Origin of the sequence: Sporosarcina sp. HYO08, assembly GCF_001563475.1 — a bacterium.
GTDB lineage: Bacteria > Bacillota > Bacilli > Bacillales_A > Planococcaceae > Sporosarcina.
In genome coordinates this window covers 423570-448225 of sequence record NZ_LPUT01000023.1, presented here as the reverse complement: position 1 = coordinate 448225, position 24656 = coordinate 423570, and the positions used below count along the sequence as shown (strand labels likewise).

25 protein-coding genes and 1 riboswitch are annotated in these 24656 nt (G+C 42.2%); of the genes, 23 read left to right on the top strand and 2 right to left on the bottom strand.

What is annotated here, in order from left to right:
• The first annotated feature begins 55 nt into the window (after nucleotides 1-55).
• The 8 genes from xerD (at nucleotide 56) to AU377_RS09185 (ending at nucleotide 7659) form a co-directional block, all read left to right on the top strand.
• Nucleotides 56-952 (top strand): site-specific tyrosine recombinase XerD, encoded by an 897-nt coding sequence (gene xerD, locus AU377_RS09220; RefSeq protein WP_067407184.1) that lies wholly within the window; start codon nucleotides 56-58, stop codon nucleotides 950-952.
• Between the two features lie 73 nt (nucleotides 953-1025).
• Nucleotides 1026-2228 (top strand): phosphopentomutase, encoded by a 1203-nt coding sequence (deoB, locus tag AU377_RS09215; RefSeq protein ID WP_067407178.1) that lies wholly within the window; start codon nucleotides 1026-1028, stop codon nucleotides 2226-2228.
• A 41-nt stretch (nucleotides 2229-2269) separates the two neighbouring features.
• Complete coding sequence (locus AU377_RS09210; RefSeq protein WP_067407274.1) at nucleotides 2270-3571, top strand: pyrimidine-nucleoside phosphorylase; 1302 nt, start codon at nucleotides 2270-2272, stop codon at nucleotides 3569-3571.
• A 294-nt stretch (nucleotides 3572-3865) separates the two neighbouring features.
• Entirely contained in the window at nucleotides 3866-4219 is a 354-nt protein-coding gene (locus AU377_RS09205) for an anti-sigma factor antagonist (protein WP_067407176.1), read from the top strand.
• Nucleotides 4209-4655, top strand: a complete 447-nt coding sequence (gene spoIIAB / locus AU377_RS09200; RefSeq protein ID WP_067407174.1) for an anti-sigma F factor — start codon at nucleotides 4209-4211, stop codon at nucleotides 4653-4655. The genes AU377_RS09205 and spoIIAB overlap by 11 nt, the downstream gene beginning before the upstream one ends.
• Nucleotides 4656-4658: 3 nt before the next feature.
• Nucleotides 4659-5447: a SigF/SigG family RNA polymerase sporulation sigma factor gene (locus AU377_RS09195; RefSeq protein WP_067407173.1), complete on the top strand. Its 789-nt coding sequence runs from the start codon at nucleotides 4659-4661 to the stop codon at nucleotides 5445-5447.
• A 306-nt stretch (nucleotides 5448-5753) separates the two neighbouring features.
• Nucleotides 5754-7082, top strand: coding sequence for a diaminopimelate decarboxylase (gene lysA, locus AU377_RS09190; RefSeq protein WP_067407171.1), 1329 nt, complete (start codon nucleotides 5754-5756; stop codon nucleotides 7080-7082).
• A gap of 211 nt (nucleotides 7083-7293) precedes the next feature.
• Nucleotides 7294-7659: a GNAT family N-acetyltransferase gene (locus AU377_RS09185; RefSeq protein ID WP_067407272.1), complete on the top strand. Its 366-nt coding sequence runs from the start codon at nucleotides 7294-7296 to the stop codon at nucleotides 7657-7659.
• Between the two features lie 2 nt (nucleotides 7660-7661).
• Here the strand turns inward: AU377_RS09185 and AU377_RS09180 are convergent, their stop codons facing one another.
• Nucleotides 7662-8171 (bottom strand): DUF309 domain-containing protein, encoded by a 510-nt coding sequence (locus AU377_RS09180; RefSeq protein ID WP_067407169.1) that lies wholly within the window; start codon nucleotides 8169-8171, stop codon nucleotides 7662-7664.
• A 222-nt stretch (nucleotides 8172-8393) separates the two neighbouring features.
• On the opposite strand from AU377_RS09180, the gene AU377_RS09175 reads away from it, so the two are divergent.
• From AU377_RS09175 to AU377_RS09120, 12 genes are all read left to right on the top strand, one after another.
• Entirely contained in the window at nucleotides 8394-9143 is a 750-nt protein-coding gene (locus AU377_RS09175; RefSeq protein ID WP_067407168.1) for a segregation/condensation protein A, read from the top strand.
• A 3-nt stretch (nucleotides 9144-9146) separates the two neighbouring features.
• On the top strand, nucleotides 9147-9758 hold the full coding sequence (scpB, locus tag AU377_RS09170; protein ID WP_067407166.1) for an SMC-Scp complex subunit ScpB: 612 nt from the start codon (nucleotides 9147-9149) through the stop codon (nucleotides 9756-9758).
• Entirely contained in the window at nucleotides 9755-10756 is a 1002-nt protein-coding gene (locus AU377_RS09165) for a D-alanyl-D-alanine carboxypeptidase family protein (protein ID WP_067407164.1), read from the top strand. Before scpB ends, AU377_RS09165 begins: the two co-directional genes overlap by 4 nt.
• Nucleotides 10757-10870: 114 nt before the next feature.
• Nucleotides 10871-11602, top strand: a complete 732-nt coding sequence (locus tag AU377_RS09160) for a pseudouridine synthase (RefSeq protein WP_067407163.1) — start codon at nucleotides 10871-10873, stop codon at nucleotides 11600-11602.
• A 115-nt stretch (nucleotides 11603-11717) separates the two neighbouring features.
• Nucleotides 11718-12248 (top strand): thiol-disulfide oxidoreductase ResA, encoded by a 531-nt coding sequence (gene resA / locus AU377_RS09155; protein WP_067407161.1) that lies wholly within the window; start codon nucleotides 11718-11720, stop codon nucleotides 12246-12248.
• Nucleotides 12249-12264: 16 nt separating this feature from the next.
• The gene (locus tag AU377_RS09150) at nucleotides 12265-13908 is read left to right on the top strand and encodes a cytochrome c biogenesis protein ResB (RefSeq protein WP_067407159.1); all 1644 of its coding nucleotides are present in this window, start codon (nucleotides 12265-12267) and stop codon (nucleotides 13906-13908) included.
• A complete protein-coding gene (ccsB, locus tag AU377_RS09145) occupies nucleotides 13908-15092 on the top strand; it encodes a c-type cytochrome biogenesis protein CcsB (RefSeq protein ID WP_067407157.1) in 1185 nt (394 codons plus the stop codon). The genes AU377_RS09150 and ccsB overlap by 1 nt, the downstream gene beginning before the upstream one ends.
• 217 nt (nucleotides 15093-15309) lie before the next feature.
• Complete coding sequence (locus tag AU377_RS09140; protein WP_067407155.1) at nucleotides 15310-16029, top strand: response regulator transcription factor; 720 nt, start codon at nucleotides 15310-15312, stop codon at nucleotides 16027-16029.
• On the top strand, nucleotides 16022-17815 hold the full coding sequence (locus AU377_RS09135; protein WP_067407154.1) for an ATP-binding protein: 1794 nt from the start codon (nucleotides 16022-16024) through the stop codon (nucleotides 17813-17815). Before AU377_RS09140 ends, AU377_RS09135 begins: the two co-directional genes overlap by 8 nt.
• 91 nt (nucleotides 17816-17906) lie before the next feature.
• Complete coding sequence (locus AU377_RS09130; RefSeq protein ID WP_067407152.1) at nucleotides 17907-18440, top strand: RNA polymerase sigma factor SigX; 534 nt, start codon at nucleotides 17907-17909, stop codon at nucleotides 18438-18440.
• A complete protein-coding gene (locus tag AU377_RS09125; protein ID WP_067407150.1) occupies nucleotides 18437-19687 on the top strand; it encodes a hypothetical protein in 1251 nt (416 codons plus the stop codon). The genes AU377_RS09130 and AU377_RS09125 overlap by 4 nt, the downstream gene beginning before the upstream one ends.
• A gap of 75 nt (nucleotides 19688-19762) precedes the next feature.
• Nucleotides 19763-19893: riboswitch (FMN riboswitch) on the top strand.
• A 214-nt stretch (nucleotides 19894-20107) separates the two neighbouring features.
• Nucleotides 20108-20689 (top strand): ECF transporter S component, encoded by a 582-nt coding sequence (locus AU377_RS09120; RefSeq protein WP_067407148.1) that lies wholly within the window; start codon nucleotides 20108-20110, stop codon nucleotides 20687-20689.
• Nucleotides 20690-20920: 231 nt separating this feature from the next.
• Here the strand turns inward: AU377_RS09120 and AU377_RS09115 are convergent, their stop codons facing one another.
• A complete protein-coding gene (locus AU377_RS09115) occupies nucleotides 20921-21172 on the bottom strand; it encodes a ferredoxin (protein WP_067407146.1) in 252 nt (83 codons plus the stop codon).
• A 107-nt stretch (nucleotides 21173-21279) separates the two neighbouring features.
• Here AU377_RS09115 and AU377_RS09110 point away from each other — a divergent pair, with 107 nt between their 5' ends.
• The 3 genes from AU377_RS09110 (at nucleotide 21280) to AU377_RS09100 (ending at nucleotide 24566) form a co-directional block, all read left to right on the top strand.
• Nucleotides 21280-22323 (top strand): helix-turn-helix domain-containing protein, encoded by a 1044-nt coding sequence (locus AU377_RS09110; RefSeq protein ID WP_067407145.1) that lies wholly within the window; start codon nucleotides 21280-21282, stop codon nucleotides 22321-22323.
• Nucleotides 22320-23750, top strand: a complete 1431-nt coding sequence (locus AU377_RS09105) for an ATP-dependent DNA helicase RecQ (RefSeq protein ID WP_067407143.1) — start codon at nucleotides 22320-22322, stop codon at nucleotides 23748-23750. Before AU377_RS09110 ends, AU377_RS09105 begins: the two co-directional genes overlap by 4 nt.
• A gap of 135 nt (nucleotides 23751-23885) precedes the next feature.
• Nucleotides 23886-24566: a LysM peptidoglycan-binding domain-containing protein gene (locus AU377_RS09100; protein ID WP_067407141.1), complete on the top strand. Its 681-nt coding sequence runs from the start codon at nucleotides 23886-23888 to the stop codon at nucleotides 24564-24566.
• Nucleotides 24567-24656: the final 90 nt, after the last annotated feature.

The window sequence follows — 24656 nt, the reverse complement described above, 5'->3', positions numbered from 1 at the left end:
CTATCCCTTTTGTTATCTTTATCTTTATTCAGTGAAGGAAGGAGGTGGCCGTAGAGTGGAAGATGCTCATTATGCATTGGAAGATTATATTCACTTTTTAAAAGTGGAGCGCCAGTTATCTCACAATACGATCACATCTTACAAGCGGGATTTGGTTGAATACATAAGTAGTATAGAAGAAGTTGGTCTAGCAAAGTTGGACGAAATCGGGCGATCGACAATTCTGGAATATTTACATCGTTTAAAAGAGGATGGAAAGTCTACTCGAACGATCTCACGGCATATTTCATCGATTCGATCATTTCATCAATTTTTATTGAGGGAAAAAGTAACAACGCAAGATCCAACTGTCCACTTAGAACTTCCTAAACTTGAACAGAAATTGCCGCGCGTATTATCGTTGGAGGAAATAGACAGACTTATCTCGAGTCCCGATCGCGCGAAGCCGCAAGGTATAAGAGACACAGCGTTATTGGAAGTATTATATGGAACAGGTATGCGTGTAAGTGAGTGTATTGGACTGAATATTGATGATTTACATTTATCGATGGGCTTTATCCGTGTTTTCGGGAAAGGAAGTAAGGAAAGAATCGTTCCGTTAGGCAGAAAGGCGATAGAAGCTTGCAGGCAATACATGGAAGAAGTCCGGCCAAGGTTAACGTCAAAGCAGAAAACCGAAGCTTTATTTGTAAACTTGCGGGGAACTCGTTTGACGAGACAAGGATGTTGGAAAATATTAAAGACATATGCCTTAAAAGCCGGGATCCAAAAAGAATTGACACCGCATATTTTGAGGCATTCTTTTGCGACGCACCTTATTGAAAATGGTGCTGATCTTCGCGCGGTGCAAGAAATGCTTGGACATGCAGATATTTCAACGACACAAATCTATACACATGTGAGCCGCACTAGGTTAAAAGATGTATTTGTGAAATTTCACCCGCGGGCATAAAATCGATAAAGCCCCAGCGATGGCGTCTTTATAAATCGTCATGTATGCGATTACATGTATTGGAGGACCTATTATGGAAAAAAAACAGTTTAACCGCATTCACTTAATTGTATTAGATTCCGTGGGGATCGGGGAAGCACCTGATGCCCATCTATTTGGTGATGAAGGTGCCCATACACTTGGACATATTGGAGAAGCGATGAATGGTCTCCATTTACCAAATTTAGGGAAGCTTGGCTTATCGAATATTGAACCGATTCAAGGTGTAGTCGAAGCGGAAGTTCCGGTCGGATTTTATGGAAAAATGCAAGAGGCGTCGGTCGGAAAAGATACGATGACAGGGCACTGGGAAATTATGGGCCTCAATATTGATCAGCCATTTAAAGTTTATCCGAACGGTTTTCCGCAAAAGCTCATAGACCAGCTAGAACAACGTACAGGTCGTAAAGTAATTGGCAATAAGCCGGCAAGTGGGACAGCGATCATTGACGAACTGGGGCCAGAACATATGAAAACAGGGGCACTCATCGTCTACACATCTGCTGACCCTGTTTTGCAAATTGCTGCGCATGAGGATGTTATTCCGATTGAAGAACAGTATCGTATATGTGAAATTGCGCGCGAGTTAACATTGCAGCCGGAATACCTGGTAGGACGAGTGATTGCGCGGCCGTTCATTGGGGAAATCGGAAACTTTTCTCGGACAACCAATCGGCATGATTATGCGTTGAAGCCTTTTGGTCGCACCGTTATGAATGAATTGGCGGATGCTGGTCATGACGTGATCGCCATTGGGAAAATTGCGGATATTTATAACGGTGAAGGCGTTACAGAGTCAGTCCGTACCGTTAGCAATATGGATGGTGTCGACAAATTGGTTGACGTCATGCAAAGGGAATTTAAAGGGCTAAGCTTCGTAAACCTTGTGGACTTCGATGCATTATTTGGCCACCGCCGGGATCCAATTGGCTACGGCAATGCGCTTCAAGAATTTGATGCTAGATTACCGGAAATCATGAAGGCAATGGCTAAAGATGATCTGCTTATTATTACAGCGGATCATGGCAATGATCCAACGCAGCCAGGAACTGACCACACAAGAGAGTTTGTTCCTTTGTTCGTCTATTCACCATCGTTTACAAAAGGCGGTGCGCTGCCGCTTCGTAAAACATTTGCAGATGTCGGCGCGACGATTGCCGATAATTTTCACGTGAAATTGCCGGAGTTTGGCAAGAGCTTTTTAATGGATGTAAATGGCTCAGATTCTACTAGATGATTGTTTATAAATGACAAAGGGGAGTGGGTATTTTGTTTAGAATGGTCGATATCATTGAAAAGAAACGCAATGGTGGGCAATTAACTGAACAAGAAATTACATTCTTTGTAAATGGATACACAAACGGAACAATCCCAGACTATCAAGCGAGTGCATTCTTAATGGCCGTATACTTTAAAGGAATGACAGCCGAGGAACAAGGCCACTTAACGATGGCGATGGTCAAATCGGGTGATGAAATTGATCTTTCCGCGATTCGAGGCATTAAAGTAGATAAGCACTCTACGGGCGGCGTTGGCGATACAACAACTTTGATCTTGGCGCCTCTTGTAGCGGCATGTGGTGTGCCAGTTGCCAAAATGAGCGGTCGTGGTCTTGGTCATACCGGGGGAACGCTCGATAAGCTAGAATCTATTGGAGGGTTTCATGTTGAACTGACGGAAGAGCAGTTTATCAATCAAGTGAACGAACTAAAAGTGGCAGTCATTGGACAAAGCGGGAATTTGACACCGGCAGATAAAAGTTTGTATGCGCTTCGAGATGTAACAGCTACTGTCGACAGCATTCCGCTCATCGCGAGCTCCATTATGAGTAAAAAAATTGCGGCGGGTGCAGATGCCATTGTACTTGATGTTAAAACTGGCGAAGGGGCTTTTATGAAAACTGTGGAAGATGCAAAAGCTTTGGCAGAATCCATGGTAGCCATTGGTCGTCAAGTCGGCAGGAATACGATGGCGGTTATTTCTAATATGAGTCAGCCGCTAGGTTTTGCAATTGGCAATGCGCTTGAAGTGAAAGAAGCGATTGAAACGTTGAAGGGTGAAGGGCCTGAAGATCTAACAGAATTATGTCTCGTGCTTGGCAGCAAAATGCTTGTTGTCGGTGGCAAGGCCGAAACGATTGAGGAGGCACGCGGCCAATTGACTGCAGTCATGAAAGACGGCTCTGCGCTCAAACTGTTTGGTGAGCTGATTAAAGCGCAAGGGGGCAATGAAGCGGTCATCCACGACCCTTCCAAACTTCCCACGGCGACTTATCAAATAGAGGTGCCTGCTCTTCAATCCGGCTTTATTACGAAGATGGAAGCCGACGACCTCGGCGTAGCCGCTGCAATTCTCGGCGCAGGCAGGGCCACGAAAGACGATCAAATTGACCCGGCAGTTGGGATCATGTTAAAGAAAAAAATTGGAGATACAGTGGAAAAAGGAGAAACCATTGCCATTATTCACTCAAATTCAAAGGAGATCGAAAAATCTCTTCAGCTTCTTCAGGAACATATTCGAATAGAGAACGATTATGTCGCGCCCCCGAGCCTAATTGGCGACGTGATCACAGGAGACTAAACTGTAAGAAAAAACTATCTCAGAAGTGCCAGGCACCGCTGCACGCTGTCAAAATAATGTATCTGATTCCTTTTTCGATACTTTATTTGATGGTTAGTGGTGCCAGGCACTTCGTTTTTATTATTTCTTTTTTAGCGAGTGTGTAAATCATTTAGAAATCGTACATACTATTTTTTAGCAGTAAGCAAGTGTCGAAACTTAAGAACATTTCACAGTCTGTGACTAGTTCTGTCAAGTGAAAGGATTGCATCCTTATAGTGTGGTATATTTCGCTATAGAAGGAGGCGGTTAACGGTGGCTAATATCGTACTACGAGACAGCGGGATTTTAGTAGTAGCACTGCATGGGGAACTGGACAATCATGAGGCAAATCAAATTCGTGCTCAGATTTCGTCAGCCATTTTTTCTGGACAAGTAAGGGCGATCATTTGGGATCTCGAACGGCTTGGTTTTATGGATAGTGCAGGAATCGGGCTGATTCTTGGAAGGATGCGTGACTTGGCTCCTTCAAATGGTGAAACACTCATATTAAATCCGTCCCCGACGATGGAAAAGATATTCAATTTTTCCGGTCTTGGTTCCAACATTAGACATTGCACAGTAGATGTGGCAATTGGAGAAATCGGAGGGGTTCTACATGAACAATGAAATGACACTATCATTCGTCGCGAAAGAAGAAAATGAGGCACTGGCGAGGATGGCGATGACCTGTTTCATCACACCACTAGATCCGACGATTGAGGAAATATCAGAATTCAAAACGATTGTATCAGAAGCCGTAACAAATGCGATCATACATGGGTATGAATGTGATGGAAAAAGTCTTGTGACCATTCATGCCGTTATCGAGGATCATAAAGTAACGATGACAGTTCGCGATGAGGGTACTGGTATTTTTGACGTGGAGCAAGCAATGGAACCGATGTTCACGACGCGTCCATTTATGGAGCGTTCAGGCATGGGCTTTACCATTATGGAGAGTTTTTCCGACCATCTTTCCGTAGAATCCGCCATGGGAAGCGGAACCGTCGTTAAATTCGAGAAAACCTTTTCTCCGGTCACGGAAGTAAGCAGAATGAGGTGACCCATGGACGTATCCGTTGAAAAGCAGAATGAGTTGTTGTCTCAAGAGAAGATGCGTGAATTGATCCAAGCATCTCAATCGGGCGATAAAGAAGCGAGAAGAGTAATGGTTGAAGGAAATACACGGTTAGTATGGTCAATCGTTCAGCGCTTCGCTTCAAGAGGGGCAGACCCTGAAGACTTATTCCAAATCGGTTGTATTGGTTTGATGAAATCCATTGACAAATTTGACTTATCCTATGATGTGAAATTCTCAACGTATGCGGTTCCGATGATTGTTGGAGAAATACAACGTTTTTTGAGAGACGATGGCATGGTGAAAGTCAGTCGTTCTATTCGAGAACTTAGTTTTAAAATTCGTCATGCGACGGATGATTATATTAAAAAACATGGAAAATCACCTTCTATTACGGAAGTGGCCGCTGCTTTAGAAGTGTCCGTTGATGATATTATTTTGGCGTCGGATGCGCTGCGAGATCCTGCTTCGCTTCATGAGGAACTTTACGAAAATGAGGGAGACAGTTTAACGTTAATGGATCAGCTAAGGGATGATCGATCGGAAAAGGTATTTGATCATATCCCGCTGCGTGACGTCATTTCGCGATTGAATAAACGCGATCAAACGATTATTTATATGCGCTACTATTTGGATTGTACGCAAAGTGATATCGCTGAGCGAATCGGCATTTCCCAAGTGCAAGTGTCAAGGTTGGAAAAGAAAATATTAGCCCAGTTGAAAACTTGGATGGGCGTAAATGCCGAAGAAGCAATTGCAAAAATGCGCTCAGATTAAAGCATGGATTTAAATTGAACCTGTCTATTTGTTGGAATTGTGTTCCATTGGACATTGCCACTTCACACTCCATTATGATAAAGTTCTAGTTATCTTCGTTCAGCGGAAGACTATCACTTCTATAAATGGTAAGATGAAAGAAGTGTGGTTTACCTGTTCAACTGGTATTTAAATACCCGCTGAACGAAGATAAAGCCTCCGGCGGATGTCACGGGTTTTTAAGGGAAGTTTTTCGAGTATGCTCGAAAAAATCCGGACACAATCACGCCGAGGCGTGATTGATTTAATTCGGGAGGGTGAAGTGTTATGCATTTCTACGGGACACAAACGGTCAATGAAAAGGGGCACCTGACAATTGGCGGTGTCGATACGGTCGATCTTGCACATTCGTACGGTACACCGCTAATCGCATACGATATCGCTTTGTTCCGGGAACGGGCAAAAGCCTTTAAGGAAACATTTAAAAATGCGGGCATTCAGGCACAAGTGGCTTATGCGAGTAAAGCATTTTCCTCTATTGCAATCTATGAAGTTGCGCAGCAGGAAGGTCTATCTTTAGATGTTGTCTCAGGGGGAGAGTTGTATACAGCAATTGCCGCCGATTTTCCGAGAGAACGAATCCATTTCCATGGTAATAACAAAAGCTATACAGAACTGCAATTAGCGTTCGATGAAAAAATAGGCTGCATCGTCATTGATAATTTTTCGGAAATTGCGATGGTGAAAGAAATTGCAGAAATTCGAAAAGAATCTATGAAGGTGCTTATTCGAGTAACGCCTGGTGTCGAAGCGTCCACGCATAACTACATTACGACAGGTCAAGAAGATTCTAAGTTTGGATTCGACTTGAAAAATGGCCAAGCAGACGAGGCTTTCAAGCAGTTGTACGACCATCCCTACATTGGGTTGCTTGGGATGCATTGTCATATTGGCTCGCAAATTTTTGAAACAGACGCTTTTCGATTGGCAGCTAAAGCGCTTATGGACAAAATGGTCGCATGGCGCGAACAGCATCAATTTATTTGCACAGTTTTAAATTTAGGCGGTGGATTTGGCATTCGGTACACCGAAGAGGATGAGCCGCTCCATCCATCTGCCTATGTTGAAGAAATGACGTCTGTCGTGTTGGCGATGACGCGGGAGTTCCAATACCCAATTCCTGAAATTTGGATAGAACCAGGCAGATCACTTGTCGGGGATGCTGGAACAACGTTATACACCGCTGGCAGCACGAAGGAAGTTCCGGGAGTCCGTAAGTATATTGCAGTAGATGGAGGGATGACTGATAACATCCGTCCTGCTTTGTATGAAGCGAAATATAATGCGGCTACAGCAAATCGGATGAATGTACCACATTCCGATCCAGTTACAATTGCCGGGAAATGTTGTGAGTCCGGCGACAAATTAATCGAAGAAGCATTCATTGCAAATCCCGAGGAAGGAGATCTGATTGCCATTTTTTGTACGGGGGCATATACGTATGCAATGGCAAGCAATTACAACCGCCTTCCTAGACCAGCCATCGTATTTTGCGAAGACAGCGAACACCAACTTGTCGTTCGTAGGGAAACGTATGAAGACGTCATTCGATTGGACATCCCGTTACAGCTTGCGAAACGGGGAGAGAAGATTTGAGAAGACGCAACATCCTCTTATTTCTTCTGTTAATCGTAATGGCAATTGTATGGGGAGCGATTTATTGGTATTGGGTGATGCCGTACATCGATCCCCGCTAGTACAAAAAGCGTTGTAGTTGGATGCAAATAATCGATGAACACCGCTGATTATGGAAAATATACTACCCAGTATTTACGTAGTGATTTTCAGAAAAGAAGGGATTCAAATGATGCTTTTACGTTATAAGAAAACATACGAAAAAATTGCGATGGGTTTGCTTTCCTATATGCCTGGCGATAAGAGTGCAAAGCAGCTTCAGGAAGCCATCCATCAATATGAAACCGATGAAGACTGGCAGCTCTATTTAGCGAAAAAAGAGGATGATATTATTGGTCTGATCGGGATCGAAGTGAAAGATGATGCTTATATTTTGCATCATCTTTCCGTCAATCCATCTTATAGAGGAGAAGGGGTCGGTCAAGCAATCGTATCGAAGTTGCAGTCCCTATTTCCAGCTAAAAAGTGCTTCGCAACGAATGAAACAGAATCTTTTATAAAAAAATGCATAGAAAAAGAAGAAGGAGCAGGGGAATAATCCTATCTGCTCTTCTTCTTTTCTTCTCGTTTACGTAGAATATCTGACCGATCCCGGAGCATATGTTTATGAATGACAGCATCGCTTCCAAATGGTAATAACTCTATGGATGTCACCATTTCGTTCACATGCGAAGCGAGTGTGGCCGAAGATACATGGATTGGAAACGGGCTAAAACTTGAACGTTCTTTAGACTGAGAGAATGCTAATTTTGCATCTGCAATTAGCTGATGCATATCAATTTCTTCTGTGAAATCCGGTGCATGCAGTTTGAAATTCATGAATTTAAGCACAGCTTTTTGCAGTGTCTTTTCGGCTCCGGTAAAATTACGTCTTCGCCAGTGATACATGCCGGTAGAGAGTAATATGAAAGCTGTAAGGGGGTGCTGCTTATCGCTGTTCGGCAGCGACTTCCAGTATTCCTCCAATACTTCATGGCATTCAAAAAAATCTTGATTCTCATTAAAATAAACAATAAACTTTACGAATAGTGGATGATGATATGGGTGCATTGAATCAATCCTTTCTTGTATAGTAAATGATAAAAACTCGAACAACGGAAGGTTGGAACAGGAACAGTTCCCGTCTAGGCTCCGGGCGCCAGACGCTCGGGTCATAAGTCAAGCCGACTCTGTGGCAAAGAACGCCACGGCATCGACTCGCCTTATGCCTGTCGCGTCTGAACAGGCTCCCTACGCTTTTGTTCTAGTAGACCAATAGGCAGGTGTCCGATATTGTCATATAAAGTGAGACTCGAAGTTTTTGAGGGTCCCCTAGATCTATTATTACATTTAATTAACCGTCTGGAAATCGATATCTACGATATTCCTATGGCTGAACTAACACAACAATACATAGAACATCTTCACGCCATGCGCGTTCTTCGGCTAGATGAGCTGAGTGAATATTTGGTGCTTGCAGCAACGCTTCTTGAAATTAAAAGCAAAATGTTGTTGCCAATCCATGAAGGAGAAGCGTTTGACGATGAAATAGAATATGAAATAGAAGACGACCCGAGGGATGAACTCGTTGCACGTCTCATAGAATATAGAAAATATAAAGATGCAGCCATTTCGCTTCAACAATCAGCTGAGGAACGGTCCAATCATTTTACAAAAGAGCCTGGAGATTTATCGGTCTTCGGGGAAGTTGATGTCACAGACCAGGCAGATCCATTAAATGTATTTGACCTCATCGGTGCTTTCCAGAAAATGATTGAACGAAAACGGTTAAAAACACCACTGACGGCAAGTATTGCGAAAAGCGAAATATCTGTCAGTGAAAGGATGGATGAAATTATGTCCTTCCTGGAAAAAGAAGGCGGAAGATGTAGTTTTTATACGTTGTTTGAACGAGGCGATACAGCTAGCCTTGTTGTAACATTTCTATCGTTGCTCGAATTAATGAAATGTAATGACATAACTGTCGAGCAAAATAATAATTTTGCTGATTTGACGGTAATGTTCCGGCAGGAGGGTGTATAAAAAGTGGAAGTCGACAATCAAATTGTCGGGAAGACCGAAAGTTTTTTGTTTTTAGCAGGTGATGAAGGACTTTCCGTTAGGCAGCTTATGGCATTGACGGAACAGAGTGAGGAACAGATGCTTGCGATTATCGGGCAGCTAAAGAATAGTTATGAGCAGCGACAGGATAGCGGGCTTACGTTAAAGCTGTTCGGAGGTTCGTACCGACTTGTGACGAAAGCGGAATATGCGGATGATATCAAAAAGTTACTAGAAAACTCATCTCCAAAATCAATCACGCAAGCTTCTCTGGAAGTACTGGCAATTATCGCGTATCAACAGCCGGTGACTCGGGTCGAAATAGATGATTTACGCGGAGTAAAATCAGAAGGACCCATACATACCCTTATTTCAAATGGGCTGATCATGGAAAAAGGACGCTTGGAAGGAAGTGGACGAGCGATTCTTTATGGAACGACAGATTTGTTTCTTGATCGTTTTGGGCTAGCTTCCCTAAGCGATTTGCCGCCTCTTATGCATAACGATGAAGAAGATGTGGGGGATACAGATTTATTTATGACACAGTTTCAAGAAGCTTTTGAAGTAGACAATAACGGGGGAGGAAACCATTCTTGAAACGAGCATTGTTCGTTTTCCTATTGCTAATGTTATGTCTTGGCGGCACGAAATCAGTTCAAGCGAATTCTGCGCAAGCATGGGCCGTCATTGACGCTGACACGGGTAGGTTATTGGATGGACGCAATGCGAACGAAAAGCTTCCGATTGCAAGTCTAACGAAAATTTGGACGGCATTTACATTTCTCGAAAGCGGTGCGTTACCCGGAGAAGTGCCGATTTCAGCGGCAGCGGCTGTTGCGGAAGGTTCATCACTTTATTTAAAACAAAATACGACGATGGATTCTGAAGCATTACTATATGGGCTGATGTTAAGATCGGGAAATGATGCTGCCCATGCGCTAGCCGAATATGCGGGAGGGTCAGTTGAAGGCTTTGTTGACTTAATGAATGAAAAAGCGCTCTATTATGGTCTTCAAAATACATACTTTGCCAATCCGTCCGGTTTGCATCATGATGCACATCTTTCCACTGCCTATGAAACGGCATTGATGATGTATTATGCGATGAGAAACGAAAAGTTTCGGGAAATTGCTTCCGCAAAAATCCATACGTATGAAGGGAAAGATCAGGTATACAGCTGGGGAAACAAGCATCGACTTGTAAGAAATGAGCCGACAGCCATTGCGGGAAAAACGGGGTTTACAAAAGCGGCAGGGCGAACGCTTGTTACTTATTTTGAAAAAGATGGAAAAAGTATAATTGTTTGTACGTTAAATGACGGTGACGATTGGAGAGATCATATGCAAGTGGCAGAAGATACATTTTCCAAATTTAAGCTTGCGACCGTTGTAAAAAAAGGAACGTATAAAATCCAACCCGGTGTCAAAGTCGAAGTTGAAGAACCTATTAAACTACTTATAAAAAACGAAGAACGTAAGAATGTGAGGAATATCGTTCAAATACCAAGAGGGAAGCACGATCGAACGACTGGTCTGTGGTCCATTTCCATGGATCATTCCGTTCTCCTAACAAAAGAAGTAGATATTCAGCAATAATTGAGGTGAAAACCAAATTTTTGGTGAAGACTGACCTTATATAGGTCAGTCTTCTTTTATTTTTACGAGAAGTATGACATAATTTTTCACAGACTAACAGGCGGGGTGACTCAGATGGAAAGATTACAAAAAGTACTAGCACGCGCAGGCGTTGCATCGAGAAGAAAATCCGAACAACTCATTATTGACGGGAAAGTAAAAGTGAACGGCAAAGTCGTCACTGAATTAGGCACAAAGGTAACGCGGACGGATCGAGTAGAAGTTGAGGGAATTGAACTTGTGAAAGAGCAATTTGTCTATTATTTGTTATATAAACCGCGAGGATATTTGTCAACTGTTCATGATGAAAAAGGTAGAAAAACGGTGCTCGACTTGGTTCCTCATGTAGAAGAACGAATATTTCCCGTAGGCCGTCTTGATTATGATACATCGGGTCTTATTTTGTTAACGAATGACGGGGACTTCTCTTATCTGATGACCCATCCTAAATTCGGCATTAAAAAAACGTATGTTGCAAAAGTGAAAGGAATTCCAAGTCGCGAATCATTGCGCCAATTAGAACGAGGGATTGAGCTGGAAGACGGGAAAACAGCACCTGCACGTGTAAAAATGAGTACCGTTGACCGAAAAACTGGAACGGCAATTGTCGAAATTACCATTCATGAAGGACGCAACCGGCAAGTACGCAGAATGTTTGATGCGATTGGCTGCCCGGTTCAAAAGCTCAGAAGGGAATCGTTCGCCATGTTAACAACGCGCGGATTGAACGCGGGAGAAGTACGTGAATTGACAACGCACGAAGTGAAGCAGCTCCGTGTCCTAGCGGAAACGGGGAAGATTGGATAGTCCTTAGAAAGTTCACAATCCACTCATTATTTCAAGTTTCGACAGATTTCTTTTTGTTATAATAATAGGTGGATCAATTACTTACTCAGCATATGAATGATAGGAGGCGGTAAACGTGGCGAAGTCAGCTAAGAAAAATAAGCGACTGGTTATCAGGACGATCACATTAGCAGTTTTAGCGATCGCAATTATTTTTTCTATTGCATCTAAAGATAAAGTAAAGGTACTCGCAGTCGGCGATCAAGCGCCGGATTTTGAACTAATTGACTTGGAAGGCAATAAACAACGTCTTTCTGATTATAAAGGACAAGGCGTATTGTTGAACTTTTGGGGAACTTGGTGCCCTCCTTGTAAAAAGGAGTTTCCTTATATCGAAAACCAATATAAAGACTTTAAAGATCAAGGCGTACATGTATTGGCAGTAAATATAAAAGAGTCCAAGCTTAAGGTAGAGGCATTCCGTGACCAATATGGTCTGACATTTCCAATTGCGATTGATAAGGACGAAAGTGTAAAGGAAGCCTATAATGTCGTTCCTTTACCGACGACGTTTTTCATCAACAAAGAAGGGGAAATTGAACAGATTATTACAAGGGAAATGTCCGAGGCTGAGATCAAGTCATTAATGGAGAGCATTCAGCCTTAATGAAGGAGCGTTCAAAATGAACAAAATCAAATGCCAGTGCGGTCACGATAATCCATTTGGCACGGTGCTTTGCGAAAGCTGTGGACGACCGTTAACCGAAGAAGCAAAAAAGAGCAAGCTTGTCGATATGCGCTATGAAGGTTCGTCCCGAAGATCACAAACGTATAAGCGATCGATCATTGATAAAATATGGAACTTCTTTTCGAGTGTGAAAATAGGAGTCAGCATTATTGTCGCAGTACTTGCAACATCGGCAATCGGAACAATATTTCCGCAGAAACTGTATGTTCCATTTACGGCAGAAGCAGATATTGCTGCCTACTATGAGCGTCTGTATGGTTTTGCGGGCGTTGTCTATTACAAACTGGGATTCCATGACATGTATAGTAGCTGGTGGTTTAAAATATTAGTCGGCATGTTAGGAACTTCGATTATTATTGCGAGTGTGGACCGGGTCATTCCTCTTTATAAATCTTTAAAGAAGCAACGTACAAAGCGGCATATATCATTTATGAAAAGACAGCGGATTTACGGCGAAGGACCTTCCGACAATCCAGACGAGGCATTGACGAAGGCGGAAGAGAAACTCAAAGCGTTAAAGTACAATGTGAAAACAGAAGACGGGGCAATATTAGCTGAAAAAGGCCGTTTTTCTCGTTGGGGCCCTTATGTGAATCATACAGGCTTAATCATATTTCTTTTAGGGGTTTTACTGCGCGGACTGCCAGGTTTTTACGTAGATGAAACGATGTGGATTCGTGAAGGGGAAATGCGGGCGATTCCAGGCGCGCCAGGGTATTATTTAGAGAGTCATCAATTTATATTAGAAAATTATACAAAAGAAGAAGCGGAAGACGTGTTTGGGGAAGCGCTTGAGCGGGTTGGCATGATTCCGAAAAATTACCAGACAGACGTCACGCTTTATAAAACAAAAGATGGTTTACCGGGAACGGCTGATTTGGAAAAAGTAGAAGACTATTCTATTATCGTTAACAAACCGCTAAAATTTAGCGGCTACAATGTTTTCCAAATGGATTATCGCTTGGATGAGCTGAAAGCGATGACATTCCAATTAACAGATAAAGCATCTGCCGGATCACTCGGTGAGTTTACGGTCAATCTGGTCAATCCGGAAAAAACGTATGATTTAGGAAATGGTGCGCGTGTTGATCTATTAGACTATTACCCTGATTACGACGGGATCGAAAATGGGGAGCCTGTTTCAAAGTCTCCATTACCTAATAATCCAGCATTTATCTTTAAAATGGTGACTGCCGAGAAACCAGAAGGTGAAAAGAGTTTCGTTGCGATACGTCAAACATTGGAAACAGAAGAGAATAATTATAAAGTAAACTTCTTAAGTGCAGAGACAAGAAACATTTCCGGATTAACGATCCGAAAAGATAAGACATTATACATTTTATTATTGGGCGGCATTATTTTCATGATCGGTGTAGCCCAAGGTTCTTACTGGAACCACCGTCGAATTTGGATTCAAAAAGGAACCGACGGGGAGTTGCTGGTTGCTGCGCATACGAATAAAAACTGGTTCTCATTAAGGAAAGAAATTGACAAAGTGAAGGATTTTGCGCAACTACCTAATTATGAAGATCGGAAAGATCCAGAGTCCAATTCACAAAAGGAAGGGGACAAGGCTTAATGGAACTTGCATCGTTAAGTGCCAATTTGCTTTTGATATCGTTTATTGCTTACCTTGTAGCCACGCTATTTTTTGGCGGTGCCGTAAAAGGCGCGAAATCGGAAGCAACTTATCAAAATAATCGATGGGGAACAATTGGAATAGCTATTACGATTATCGGATTTGTTTCCCAAGTTGGCTATTTTATTACGAGATGGATTGCATCAGGTCATGCACCTGTAAGTAATATGTTTGAATTTACAACGGCATTTGGCATGATGCTTGTCGGGGCGTTCATATTGTTATTCTTTATCTATCGAACGCCATCCCTTGGTTTGTTTGCACTGCCAATTGCGATTATTATCATCGGCTATGCAAGTATGTTTCCGAGGGAAATTACACCGCTTATACCAGCATTGAAAAGTTATTGGCTAACAATCCATGTGATTACAGCAGCGCTTGGAGAAGCGATTCTTGCAATTAGTGCCGTTGCAGGCGTTGTCTACTTATTAAAAAATGTCGATATGACGAAAAAGTCAAAAGAGCGTTTTTGGCTTGAGGCAGTTGTCTTTACGCTCATTTTAGTCGTTGGCTTTATCGTTTCTTCAACAACTTTTAAAGTGACTGGGTATGAGGCGGCATTTACATATGTCGATCAAAATGAAAAACCGGCTCAAATGGTTTATCATTATCCCCCATTGTTTGGCATGCATCAATATGAGGCACTTACCCCAGGTGCGATGGAGCCTTGGGCTGAAATGCCGGCAGTCATTAATGCGAAAACGTTAACGACATTTGTTTGGTCAGTTGGTACTGGAATTGTCATTTATTTATTAATGCGACTCATTTATCGTCGTCCGATCGCCATGATGTTCCAGTCATTTGCTAAAAAAGCAAACTCGCAATTAATGGATGAAATTGGTTACCGTTCAGTTCTGATCGGATTCCCGGTCTTTACATTAGGTGCATTAATTTTCGCGATGATTTGGGCGCATGAAGCATGGTCTCGTTTCTGGGGCTGGGATCCAAAAGAAGTGTGGGCACTCATTACGTGGCTCTTTTATGCGGCTTTCCTTCACTTGCGTTTATCCCGCGACTGGGAAGGAAAGAAATCCGCATGGCTAGCAGTGATTGGATTTATCATCATTATGTTTAACCTAATTGCGGTAAACTTAATTATTGCCGGACTGCATTCCTACGCATAAATTGATTAACTGGGGCTGTCCCAGAAGTGCCTACCACTATACACTATCAGGGTGTAGTATCTCCTTTAAATCTCGATACTATATCTGGTGTTCAAAGGTGCCTGGCCCTTCGTTTTGGGACAGTCCCAGTTTTTCAGTATGGTGTTGTTCCAGTTTACTTTTTCGCGGTTTGACTTGTACAATAGAGACAGAAGGATGTTGAAAGGGGTAATGTTTTGTGGAAAGCAAAGTTACTTTACTAGTTGTAGATGACGAAGACAGAATTCGCCGATTATTAAATATGTACCTTACACGTGAAGGTTATGAAGTCGATGAGGCGGTAGACGGCGCAGAAGCCATTGAGAAAGCATCCGCTACTCGTTATGACTGCATTTTACTTGATCATATGATGCCTGAAAAAGATGGGCTCGAAGTACTGAAGGATTTAAGAGATAAGAAAGATATGACACCAGTCATTATGTTGACTGCGAAAGGAGAAGAATCCGATCGGGTTTCTGGATTCGAATCAGGAGCTGACGATTATATCGTCAAACCGTTTAGTCCTCGGGAAGTTGTATTGCGTGTGAAGGCAATTCTTCGCCGTTCCGCTTCATTTGCAGGAGCTGCAACAGCAACGACATCGAAAGATCTTGTCGTTTTTCCACAGCTTACAATTGACCATGATGCACACCGTGTGACGGCAGATGGAAAAGAAGTGAACTTAACACCGAAAGAATACGAACTTCTCTACTTCTTAGCCAAGTCTCCGGACAAAGTATTCGACCGGGAACAATTATTAAAAGAAGTATGGCATTATGAGTTTTTCGGAGACCTTCGGACGGTTGATACACATGTGAAAAGATTGCGTGAAAAGCTCAGCCGGGTATCAGAACAGGCGGCCAAGATGATCGTAACGGTCTGGGGCGTTGGATACAAGTTCGAGATCCCTTATGAATAGAATATGGAATTCAATTGTCGGGAAGCTATGGGCAACCATATTGCTTCTCGTTTCATTTGTTTTATTTATCGTTACGGTATTGTTGTTAGAGTTTTTGGATGATTTTCACACGGAACAGGCTGAAGATTCTTTGCGGAGGGAAGCTACCACCATAGGCAAGATTGTGGAAGATCATGAAAGCGAATCGTCCATGAAGTTAATTATCCAAGATATTTTGGATGTCGAAACAAGTGCAATGATTATCGATGAAAATGGCAAGACGCTTTACGCCTTTCATCATGGCCTAAACGCGGATACGATTGAGCAAAAAATTTTAACGGAATCGTCATTGCTATCGATGTATAACAATAAAACGCCAGTTGTGAAAGAAATGATGCTGCCATCGAATAAAGAAGAAGGCGTGATGGAACAATACCTTGTATTGATCCAACCATTCCAGCAAGATCAGGAATTAGTCTCATCTGTCGTTATGTATCAAAGTCTTGAAGCGATTCATAGGACGACGAAACGAACGACACATATCGTTGTGTTGTCCGCTTTTATTGCGTTTATATTGACGACTGTTTTTGCATTTTTCTTATCGACCCGTATTACTTCACCGCTTAGAGGATTAAGACAAGCTGCATTTGAATTGTCGAAAGGGAATTTCGATACAAAGTTGCCAGTCACATCAACCGATGAGCTCGGCCAGCTGGCTACCGCATTTAACCAAATGGGTCGTCAGTTAAAGTATCATGTTGAACTCATTAGCCAAGAAAAAGAACAACTTTCAAGTATTTTAACGTCGATGGCAGACGCGGTCATAACGTTTAATCGTGATTTCACAATTTTATCGACAAATCCGCAAGCTGATCGCGTTTTACAAAATTGGTATTTGAAAAACGGCGCGGAAGATGAACCGATACCACCCGAAATTTTCCATATGCTTGAACATGTTTTATCATTTGCAGAAGAAGTTGAGGATGAGCTCGAGCTCAATGGCCGCTTTTATGATATTTCCATTAGCCCGCTTTATAGTAGGGGCAATAATATCCGTGGAGCGGTTGCTGTTCTAAGAGATATGACGGAACAACATAAATTGGATAAGTTGCGATCAGATTTTATCGCGAATGTATCCCATGAGCTGCGGACGCCGATTTCAATGCTTCAAGGGTATAGTGAAGCGATTATTGATGGTGTGATCGCGAATGATGAAGAGCGCGATGAAATGATCCAAGTGATTCATGATGAATCGATGCGCATGGGGCGTCTCGTCACAGATTTGCTGGATCTTGCCCGGATGGAGTCTGGTCATAAGCGTTTGTATAAAGATGATGTCTCAATGGTACCATTTTTAGATCGGATAGTGACGAAGTTTACGCAAGTTGCACGTGATGCAGAAGTTTCGTTGACATTGGATGTCCCGCAAAATGAAGAGGTTATTTTACATGTGGACGAAGATCGACTGGAGCAAGTATTCACGAACTTGATCGACAACGCGATCCGCCATACGCCGATCGACGGGAATGTCACAGTTGCTCTTCGGCAATATGGTCAATCTGTTGAATTAACCGTTAAGGATACTGGCGTCGGGATTCCTGAAGAAGATTTGCCATTTATTTTTGAACGGTTCTATAAGGCGGATAAAGCGCGAACACGTGGAAAAGGCGGTACGGGTCTAGGACTTGCCATCGCCAAAAACATCATCGATTTACACGGCGGCGAAATTAGCGCGAGAAGAGGCGAAGAAAAAGGGACTATTTTTAGCTGTATCCTTCCTTTAACGGCTACGGGTTCAAGTGAATGATGAGCCACAAAGCGACATTGTAAAAAAGTTGATTGATCTTCTGTAACTTTTCAGTTTAACTAACGACTAATTGATTGAACGGGGGGATTTCATGGACGACTCCGTTTTCCATAGAATTTATGATCAATATCACCAAGATGTTTTTAAGTTCTTAATTTATTTAACAGGGGATCGCAATGGTGCGGAGGATCTCGTTCATGAAGTGTATGTCCGTGTACTGCGGGCATATGCTGGCTTTGAAGGGAAAAGCTCTGAGAAGACATGGCTTTTTTCGATCGCAAAAAATGTTGCCATCGACCATTTTCGAAAGAAATCCGTTCGGAAAAAGCATGCGTTTGACAAGTTCGATTGGGAACAACAGGAGCTTGTCTCTTTGGGTCCTCCTCCGGAAGAAATTGTCATGCTCAGTGAAGACATGAAAGAACTTTTAAGCGCGCTCGATACGTGTACGGGTGATCAGAAAATGGTCATTCTTATGCGATATTTCCATGATCTGTCAATTGCGGAAACAGCCGACTCGCTTGGCTGGACGGAAGGAAAAGTAAAAACAACCCAGCACCGGGCGATCAAAGCGCTTCAGAAAAAACTGAATGCTCTTCCAGCTGAAAAGGGGGGACAGAAGTGAACGAAAAAAAATGGGATGAAGATAAAATTGAAACGCTTTTAAAGGATATGCCGAATATTGAAGATCACCGCCCGAAGTCGGAAATATTGGCCAGGCTAAAAGCAGATGAAAGATTCACTGCCCCTCGTCGTCAAAATCGTTTGAAGAAGTGGATCCCGGCTATGGTAGCTGCGGCCGCACTTCTTTTAATCGGAATTCTTGTTCCTTCTATGCTGAATGATAGCGAAAGGTTAGCATCTAGGGATTCCACCTCACAGGATTATGCTGAAACAGCTGCACTTGAGGCGGAATCAAATGACGCTCAGTTATATAGCAGTCAAGCGACGGATGACGGTTATCTTAAAGGAACTGAAGAAAGTGTAGCTGTCGAAACTGAAAACAAGCTTGTTGCATTTGCTGAAAGAAGCCGAACGTTAAAAAACGCAGTCTATCCACAAGACTTGGAAGGAATGACAGTATTCCATCTTGGCTTATTAGGTGATCAAGCACTAAGCATACCTGTCACTATTTTAATTCCCAAGAGCCAAATTGAAAAGGATTTTGGGAACGTCAATCCGACGAGCTATGAGTTGTATGAAAAATACGCCGCGGAGATTGACGAAACTGGACTTGGCTTCGGGGAATACCACCCTTATAAAGGTCAGCTGTTAGCAGAAGGCGATGCCCTCATTCATAAGCTGCCACAAGGACATGGTTACGATTCATCATCTGCTGCGATAGAGACCTACACGCATTCCTTACAAGATACGTTTTACGGTTTCCAGGAAGTGCGTTTTCAAAATGAAGATGGTACACCTGCCGAGTTCGATCAAGTGGGTGAGCCGGGAGCACTGCCATTAACGAACGGCCGAAATGCGACTAGTTATTATGTATATGAACAAGCAAACGGCGAACAGTTTTTGTCTCCAAACTTTGGTCAAACGTATGCGAATTTGCCGGAGGCTTTAGAGCAGATAAAAGAGCAGCCGAATGATCTATTTTTATCAGTCATTCCGGAACATATTGAATTTAATGTGATTCCGAAGGCAGATGTGACAGTTGTAAAGTTTAAGCAACTAGTGGACTTGGAAACGATGGAGCAGAAGCGGGCGATGCAAATGATCGAAGGTCTACTACTTACCGGTGCAAGTTTCGGCGAGCAGTTACAATTTGAGAACATCATGCAAGAAGAGTGGAATGGATTTGATTTCCGAAAGCCACTTCCAGTACCAGTAGGTTCGAACCCAATGCCAACTCTATTAAAATGAGTATTGCGGCAACTTGTGACGGAAGAGTTTACAAGTTGTCGTTTTTTGTGTATAATAAAACCAAATACAATATTGATTCATCTTCGGGGCAGGGTGTAATTCCCGACCGGCGGTAATGGAAGATCTCTTTCTAGCCCGCGAGCTTAACAGCTGATTCTGGTGTGATTCCAGAGCCGACAGTAAAGTCTGGATGGGAGAAGGTGAAGGTAGGCCGTCTTTTTGTGTTGCATGCAAAGAGAGAGCTTATTTAAGTACGGGTGGGATAAGGAGAAAAACGCTTATGATTACCCTTTATTTAAAGATGCCTTTAACACTCCCTAAAGTGATTTTTTCGCTTTAGGGATTTTTTGTAGACACAGATGCTGACGATGGAACCGCCTTTCCTCTTTTGAAGTGAATCGCAAAAGGAGAGAGGAACAAATGAATAATAAGAAGTTGCGTAAAATGATTTTGATGGCGATGCTTGGAAGTATTGGCACGATTTTAATGCAGTTTAATTTTCCGCTGCCGGCTTTACCGTCTTTTCTGAAAATTGATTTTGGGGAGATTCCCGCGGTAATTGCCATTATGACGATGGGACCGGTTGCCGGTATTGCAGTTGAGCTGATCAAAAATGTTATGCACTGGTTTTTATCCGGCAGTCCTACAGGCGTTCCGGTAGGGGAAATTGCGAACTTTACGACAGGTGTATTGTTTATCATGCCCATTTACTTTATTTACAATAAATTTCGTTCAACAAAAGGTCTTGCGGCAGGTCTGATTGCAGGAACAGTTGCGATGGCAGTCGGGATGAGTGTTTTAAACTACGTATTATTCTTGCCGATGTACACGTATTTCTTAAATATGCCAGTCATGTCTGGAGATGCGCTATATTCTATGATCGTCCTTGGGATTTTACCGTTTAACTTGATTAAAGGTATTATTCTAATGGCTGTTTCATTACTTTTATTCAAGAGCATGAAAAAATGGATTGCTCAACAACGTACACAATTAATGGCTTAAAAACTATTCAAATAGAAAAGTTAGATTAGAAATGGGGTTGTCCTAGAAGTGCCAGGCACCGCTAAACACTTTCAAAATATAGTATCATCTTACCGTTTACGATACTATATTTAGTGTTCAATGGTGCCTGGCTCTTCGTTATAGGCCAGCCCCATTTTTTAACTTTGTAAACAGATCAAAAAGACCAACCCAGTGAATGGTTCATTCAAAGAGTTGGTCCTTTTTGATTAGTTAATCTTCATATTTTAACGCGTCGCCGTCAAATGGAGCGTCTGCAATTTTGATCGAATCTGTTGGACAGCCATCGAACGCATCTTCTAAATCCTCATACAGTTCTTCTGGTACTTCTGTATTTCCCATGTTATCATCAAGGATAACATATGCAATTCCATCATCATCATAATCGTAAATGTCAGGGGCTGCTGCGCCGCATGCGCCGCAAGCAATACATGTGTCCTGATCGACGATTGTATATTTAGGCATAATCCTTCTCTCCTCTTTCTCCGTACGTACATTTACTTCCCATTCCATTCTAAAGATCTTTTCGCTAGTTTTCAACAAAAAAAACTTAAAAGGAGGGAGGGAATGGCATGGAATTATCTTCTATCCTATTAAAAATCATCGATCAATTGGATGGCGAGCGAACGATTTATGCAGGTTACCATTTATTAAGGGGAAAGCGTTCAGGTCAAACGTTGCAAGATGTCGAATATTATGGGTTAAAACCTTATTTTCATATCATTCCAAACTGTTCCAAAGAAATTTATGACGAGGCTGTGAACAAATTATGTCAGGCTCATCTAATTTACTTTGCGGCAGATTCCTTTGCCCATACTACGGAGAAAGGGAAAATGGAAGCGCAGGCGATTGCAGAGCCACAATTTAATGGCTGGAATTATCGTGGAAGAGAACTGTTGTTTTTTAGCAGATTATCATTAATTGTACAAGCTGCCTCACATTTGAAGGCTGGTGAACCGTCATTTATGCCAATTCAAAAAAATGTTGAAGTTCAGTCATTCGTGAAAGAATTCGCAAGAAGTTATTCACTAAAAGATCCTGTGTTTGCCAGTACTTTGAAAGAAGAACTTCTCCATTGTATGGAGAAAAGTGGCATGACTGAGGAACAAAAATTCATTTTAATTCATCGTTTATCAGGTTATCGACTAACTGGTTGGACGTGGGATCAGCTTTCCGAGCAATTACAGTACCCAGTCGCAAACGTCCGTCTTTTATATATTGAAAGTTTGCATCGAATATTAAAAGTCATTGAAGCATCAAAGGATATGGCACTTTTGCCCAAGATAGCGGAAAATATTAAAGTTACTTCTTATTTAACGGAATCGGCAAATAAGACAAAGCAACTTTTCGAAATGGGGCTTCCGATGACTGCTATTGCGGGAAGAAGAAAGTTGAAAATGAGTACGATCGAGGACCATTTTGTAGAAATGGCGATCAATGATCAAAAATTTCCGCTAACACAGTTTGTATCAGAAGCAGAGGCTCAGGCAGTTGTGGACAAAGTACGGCAAATTGGAACGAAGCGGCTTAGAATATTAAAAGATCAATTTCCCGCATTGTCTTACTTTCAGCTTCGACTTATTTTGGGCGCCAGAACAGGGGGAGAGCGTTCATGAATTTAAAGGCAATCTTACAAGAGAAATTTGGGTTCGAACAATTTCGTCCTGGTCAAGAAGCGGTTATTCGCGATGTATTAGATGGTCAGGATACAATTGCGATTTTGCCGACAGGAATGGGTAAGTCGTTATGTTACCAATTCCCTGCTGCCTTAATGGACGGCACCACATTAATCATCTCGCCTCTCGTGGCATTGATGGAAGACCAAGTGGCCATTATGAAAAAGAATGGTGAAAAAAGAGTAGCCGCGTTAAACTCTTTTTTATCTTATCAAGAGAAACAGCAAGTTTTACGTAATTTGCCGGCATATAAATTTATCTTTATATCACCAGAAATGCTCGTTCAGAAAAAAATTATGCAAGCGTTTAAGCGCATTCAATTATCTTTAATTGTCATCGATGAGGCGCATTGTATATCACAATGGGGTTTCGATTTTAGACCAGATTATTTACGAATCGGAGAAGTTTTTCATGAACATGAACGTCCGCCTATCCTCGCTTTAACGGCTACTGCCAATCAAAAGGTTGTCGAGGATATTCACCATTATTTAAAATTATCTAATCCAATTATTCATCGACAGTCGGTTGACAGGCCAAACATATCCTATTCTTTTGTGAAAGTTGATCGAGAGGACGAAAAATTGGAGTGGCTAAAAAATCATGTCAAACGGACGGTAGGTCCTGGCATTATTTACGTTGCTTCGCGTAAAAAGGCGGATGAAATCGCTTCACTATTGCAGATGTTAGACATTTCGATTGCCTCTTATCATGCCGGGAAAGAGCAAGAAGATCGCGCGTTTATTCAAGAACAATTCATTAATGGCGAACTCCAATGGATCTGTTCGACAAATGCATTTGGTATGGGCATACATAAAGATAATATTCGACAAGTGATCCATGCGCATATTCCGCAAACAATGGCTGGATATATTCAAGAAGTCGGACGAGCGGGGCGCGATGGGGAACAATCGGCAGCGACTTTGTTATTTACACCTGAAGATGAAGGACGAACAAGATTCATCATGCAAGAAGATCTTCCGACAGAGACAGAAATTCGCCATTATAACCACCTGCTGGCCGAAAATGCATCGCCGACTGAAGCGGCGCAGTTAGCTGGAATTAGTGAAACAAGTATGCGGATCATTGAATACTATAGAGAACGAATGGTAGTAGATGCGGTCATTCAACAAATTAATGCATTAATCCAAGAAAAGGAGACACAACTACAAAAGATCATTCGTTTTGTTCATACGAGGGTATGCATTCGAAAGGAAATTTTAGCGTTTTTTGATGAGAGGCAGCAAGCATTGCAAGCTGTTTGCTGTTCGAACTGTCATTCTCTAGATGATACTTGGCTAGCGAAAACGGCCGAAGATAGTGGTAAACAAGCACTTAACTGGAGAGAACGGCTGGCGCTCCTCCTGTAAGTTGTTTGATGAAATAGACTCAGCGATTCTCCCGTAGACTGAATCATTTGTGAACCGCCACACTTTTGTTCGTTTACTTTCTTAGCGAAATTCGTCATAATAAAGGGAAAGTACCATGCGATAGGAGATGTGGCCATGAAGGAAGACAATTACAAAGCCGAATTCGAAGAGCATCGGAAGGAAATCAGCTTGGACAACGATCATGAGGAAAGCCTTCCATCTCGTGCCGCAAAGCATCGAAAAGGAAATGTTAAAAAGAAAAAAAGATCGAGCCATACAATGATTAATGTTCTTCTTGGATTATTTACACTCATACCGATTTTAATCTTTCTTTATGTATTGTCCAATTTCTATTCACCAGGGGATAGTAATCCCACAAAAGTGGAAGATTTAGGCGTAGTCATTGATTCGGGAAGTAAAGTTTCGTCGGAAAAGATGGAACCCTCCCATAAAGAGATCGCGCAAGATGATGATGAAGAAAAAAAGAATGAAAATCTTCAAGATGCCAATCAATTAGAAACGAGCGGAGAAGTTGTATCGGCTCCGTCGATACAAAAAGTTCCGCCTGTGGAAAAGCCGGCTCCAAAACCAGAGTCAAAACCAGAACCAAAACCAGAATCAAAACCAGAATCAAAACCAGAACCAAAACCAGAGCCAAAACCAGCTGTTAAGACGCATACAGTGGGTGGAAATGAAAATTTATACCGCATTTCATTGAAATACTATAATTCGGGTGATGGCGTTGAAAAAATTAAAAAAGCAAACGGACTGACTTCGGATAATATTCGGGTAGGCCAAACGCTAATAATTCCTTAAGATTGGCAACAGGGGCTGTTCCAGAAGTGCCTGGCACCACTATACACTGTCAAAATATCGTATCACCTTTCGATTTCGATACGATATTTA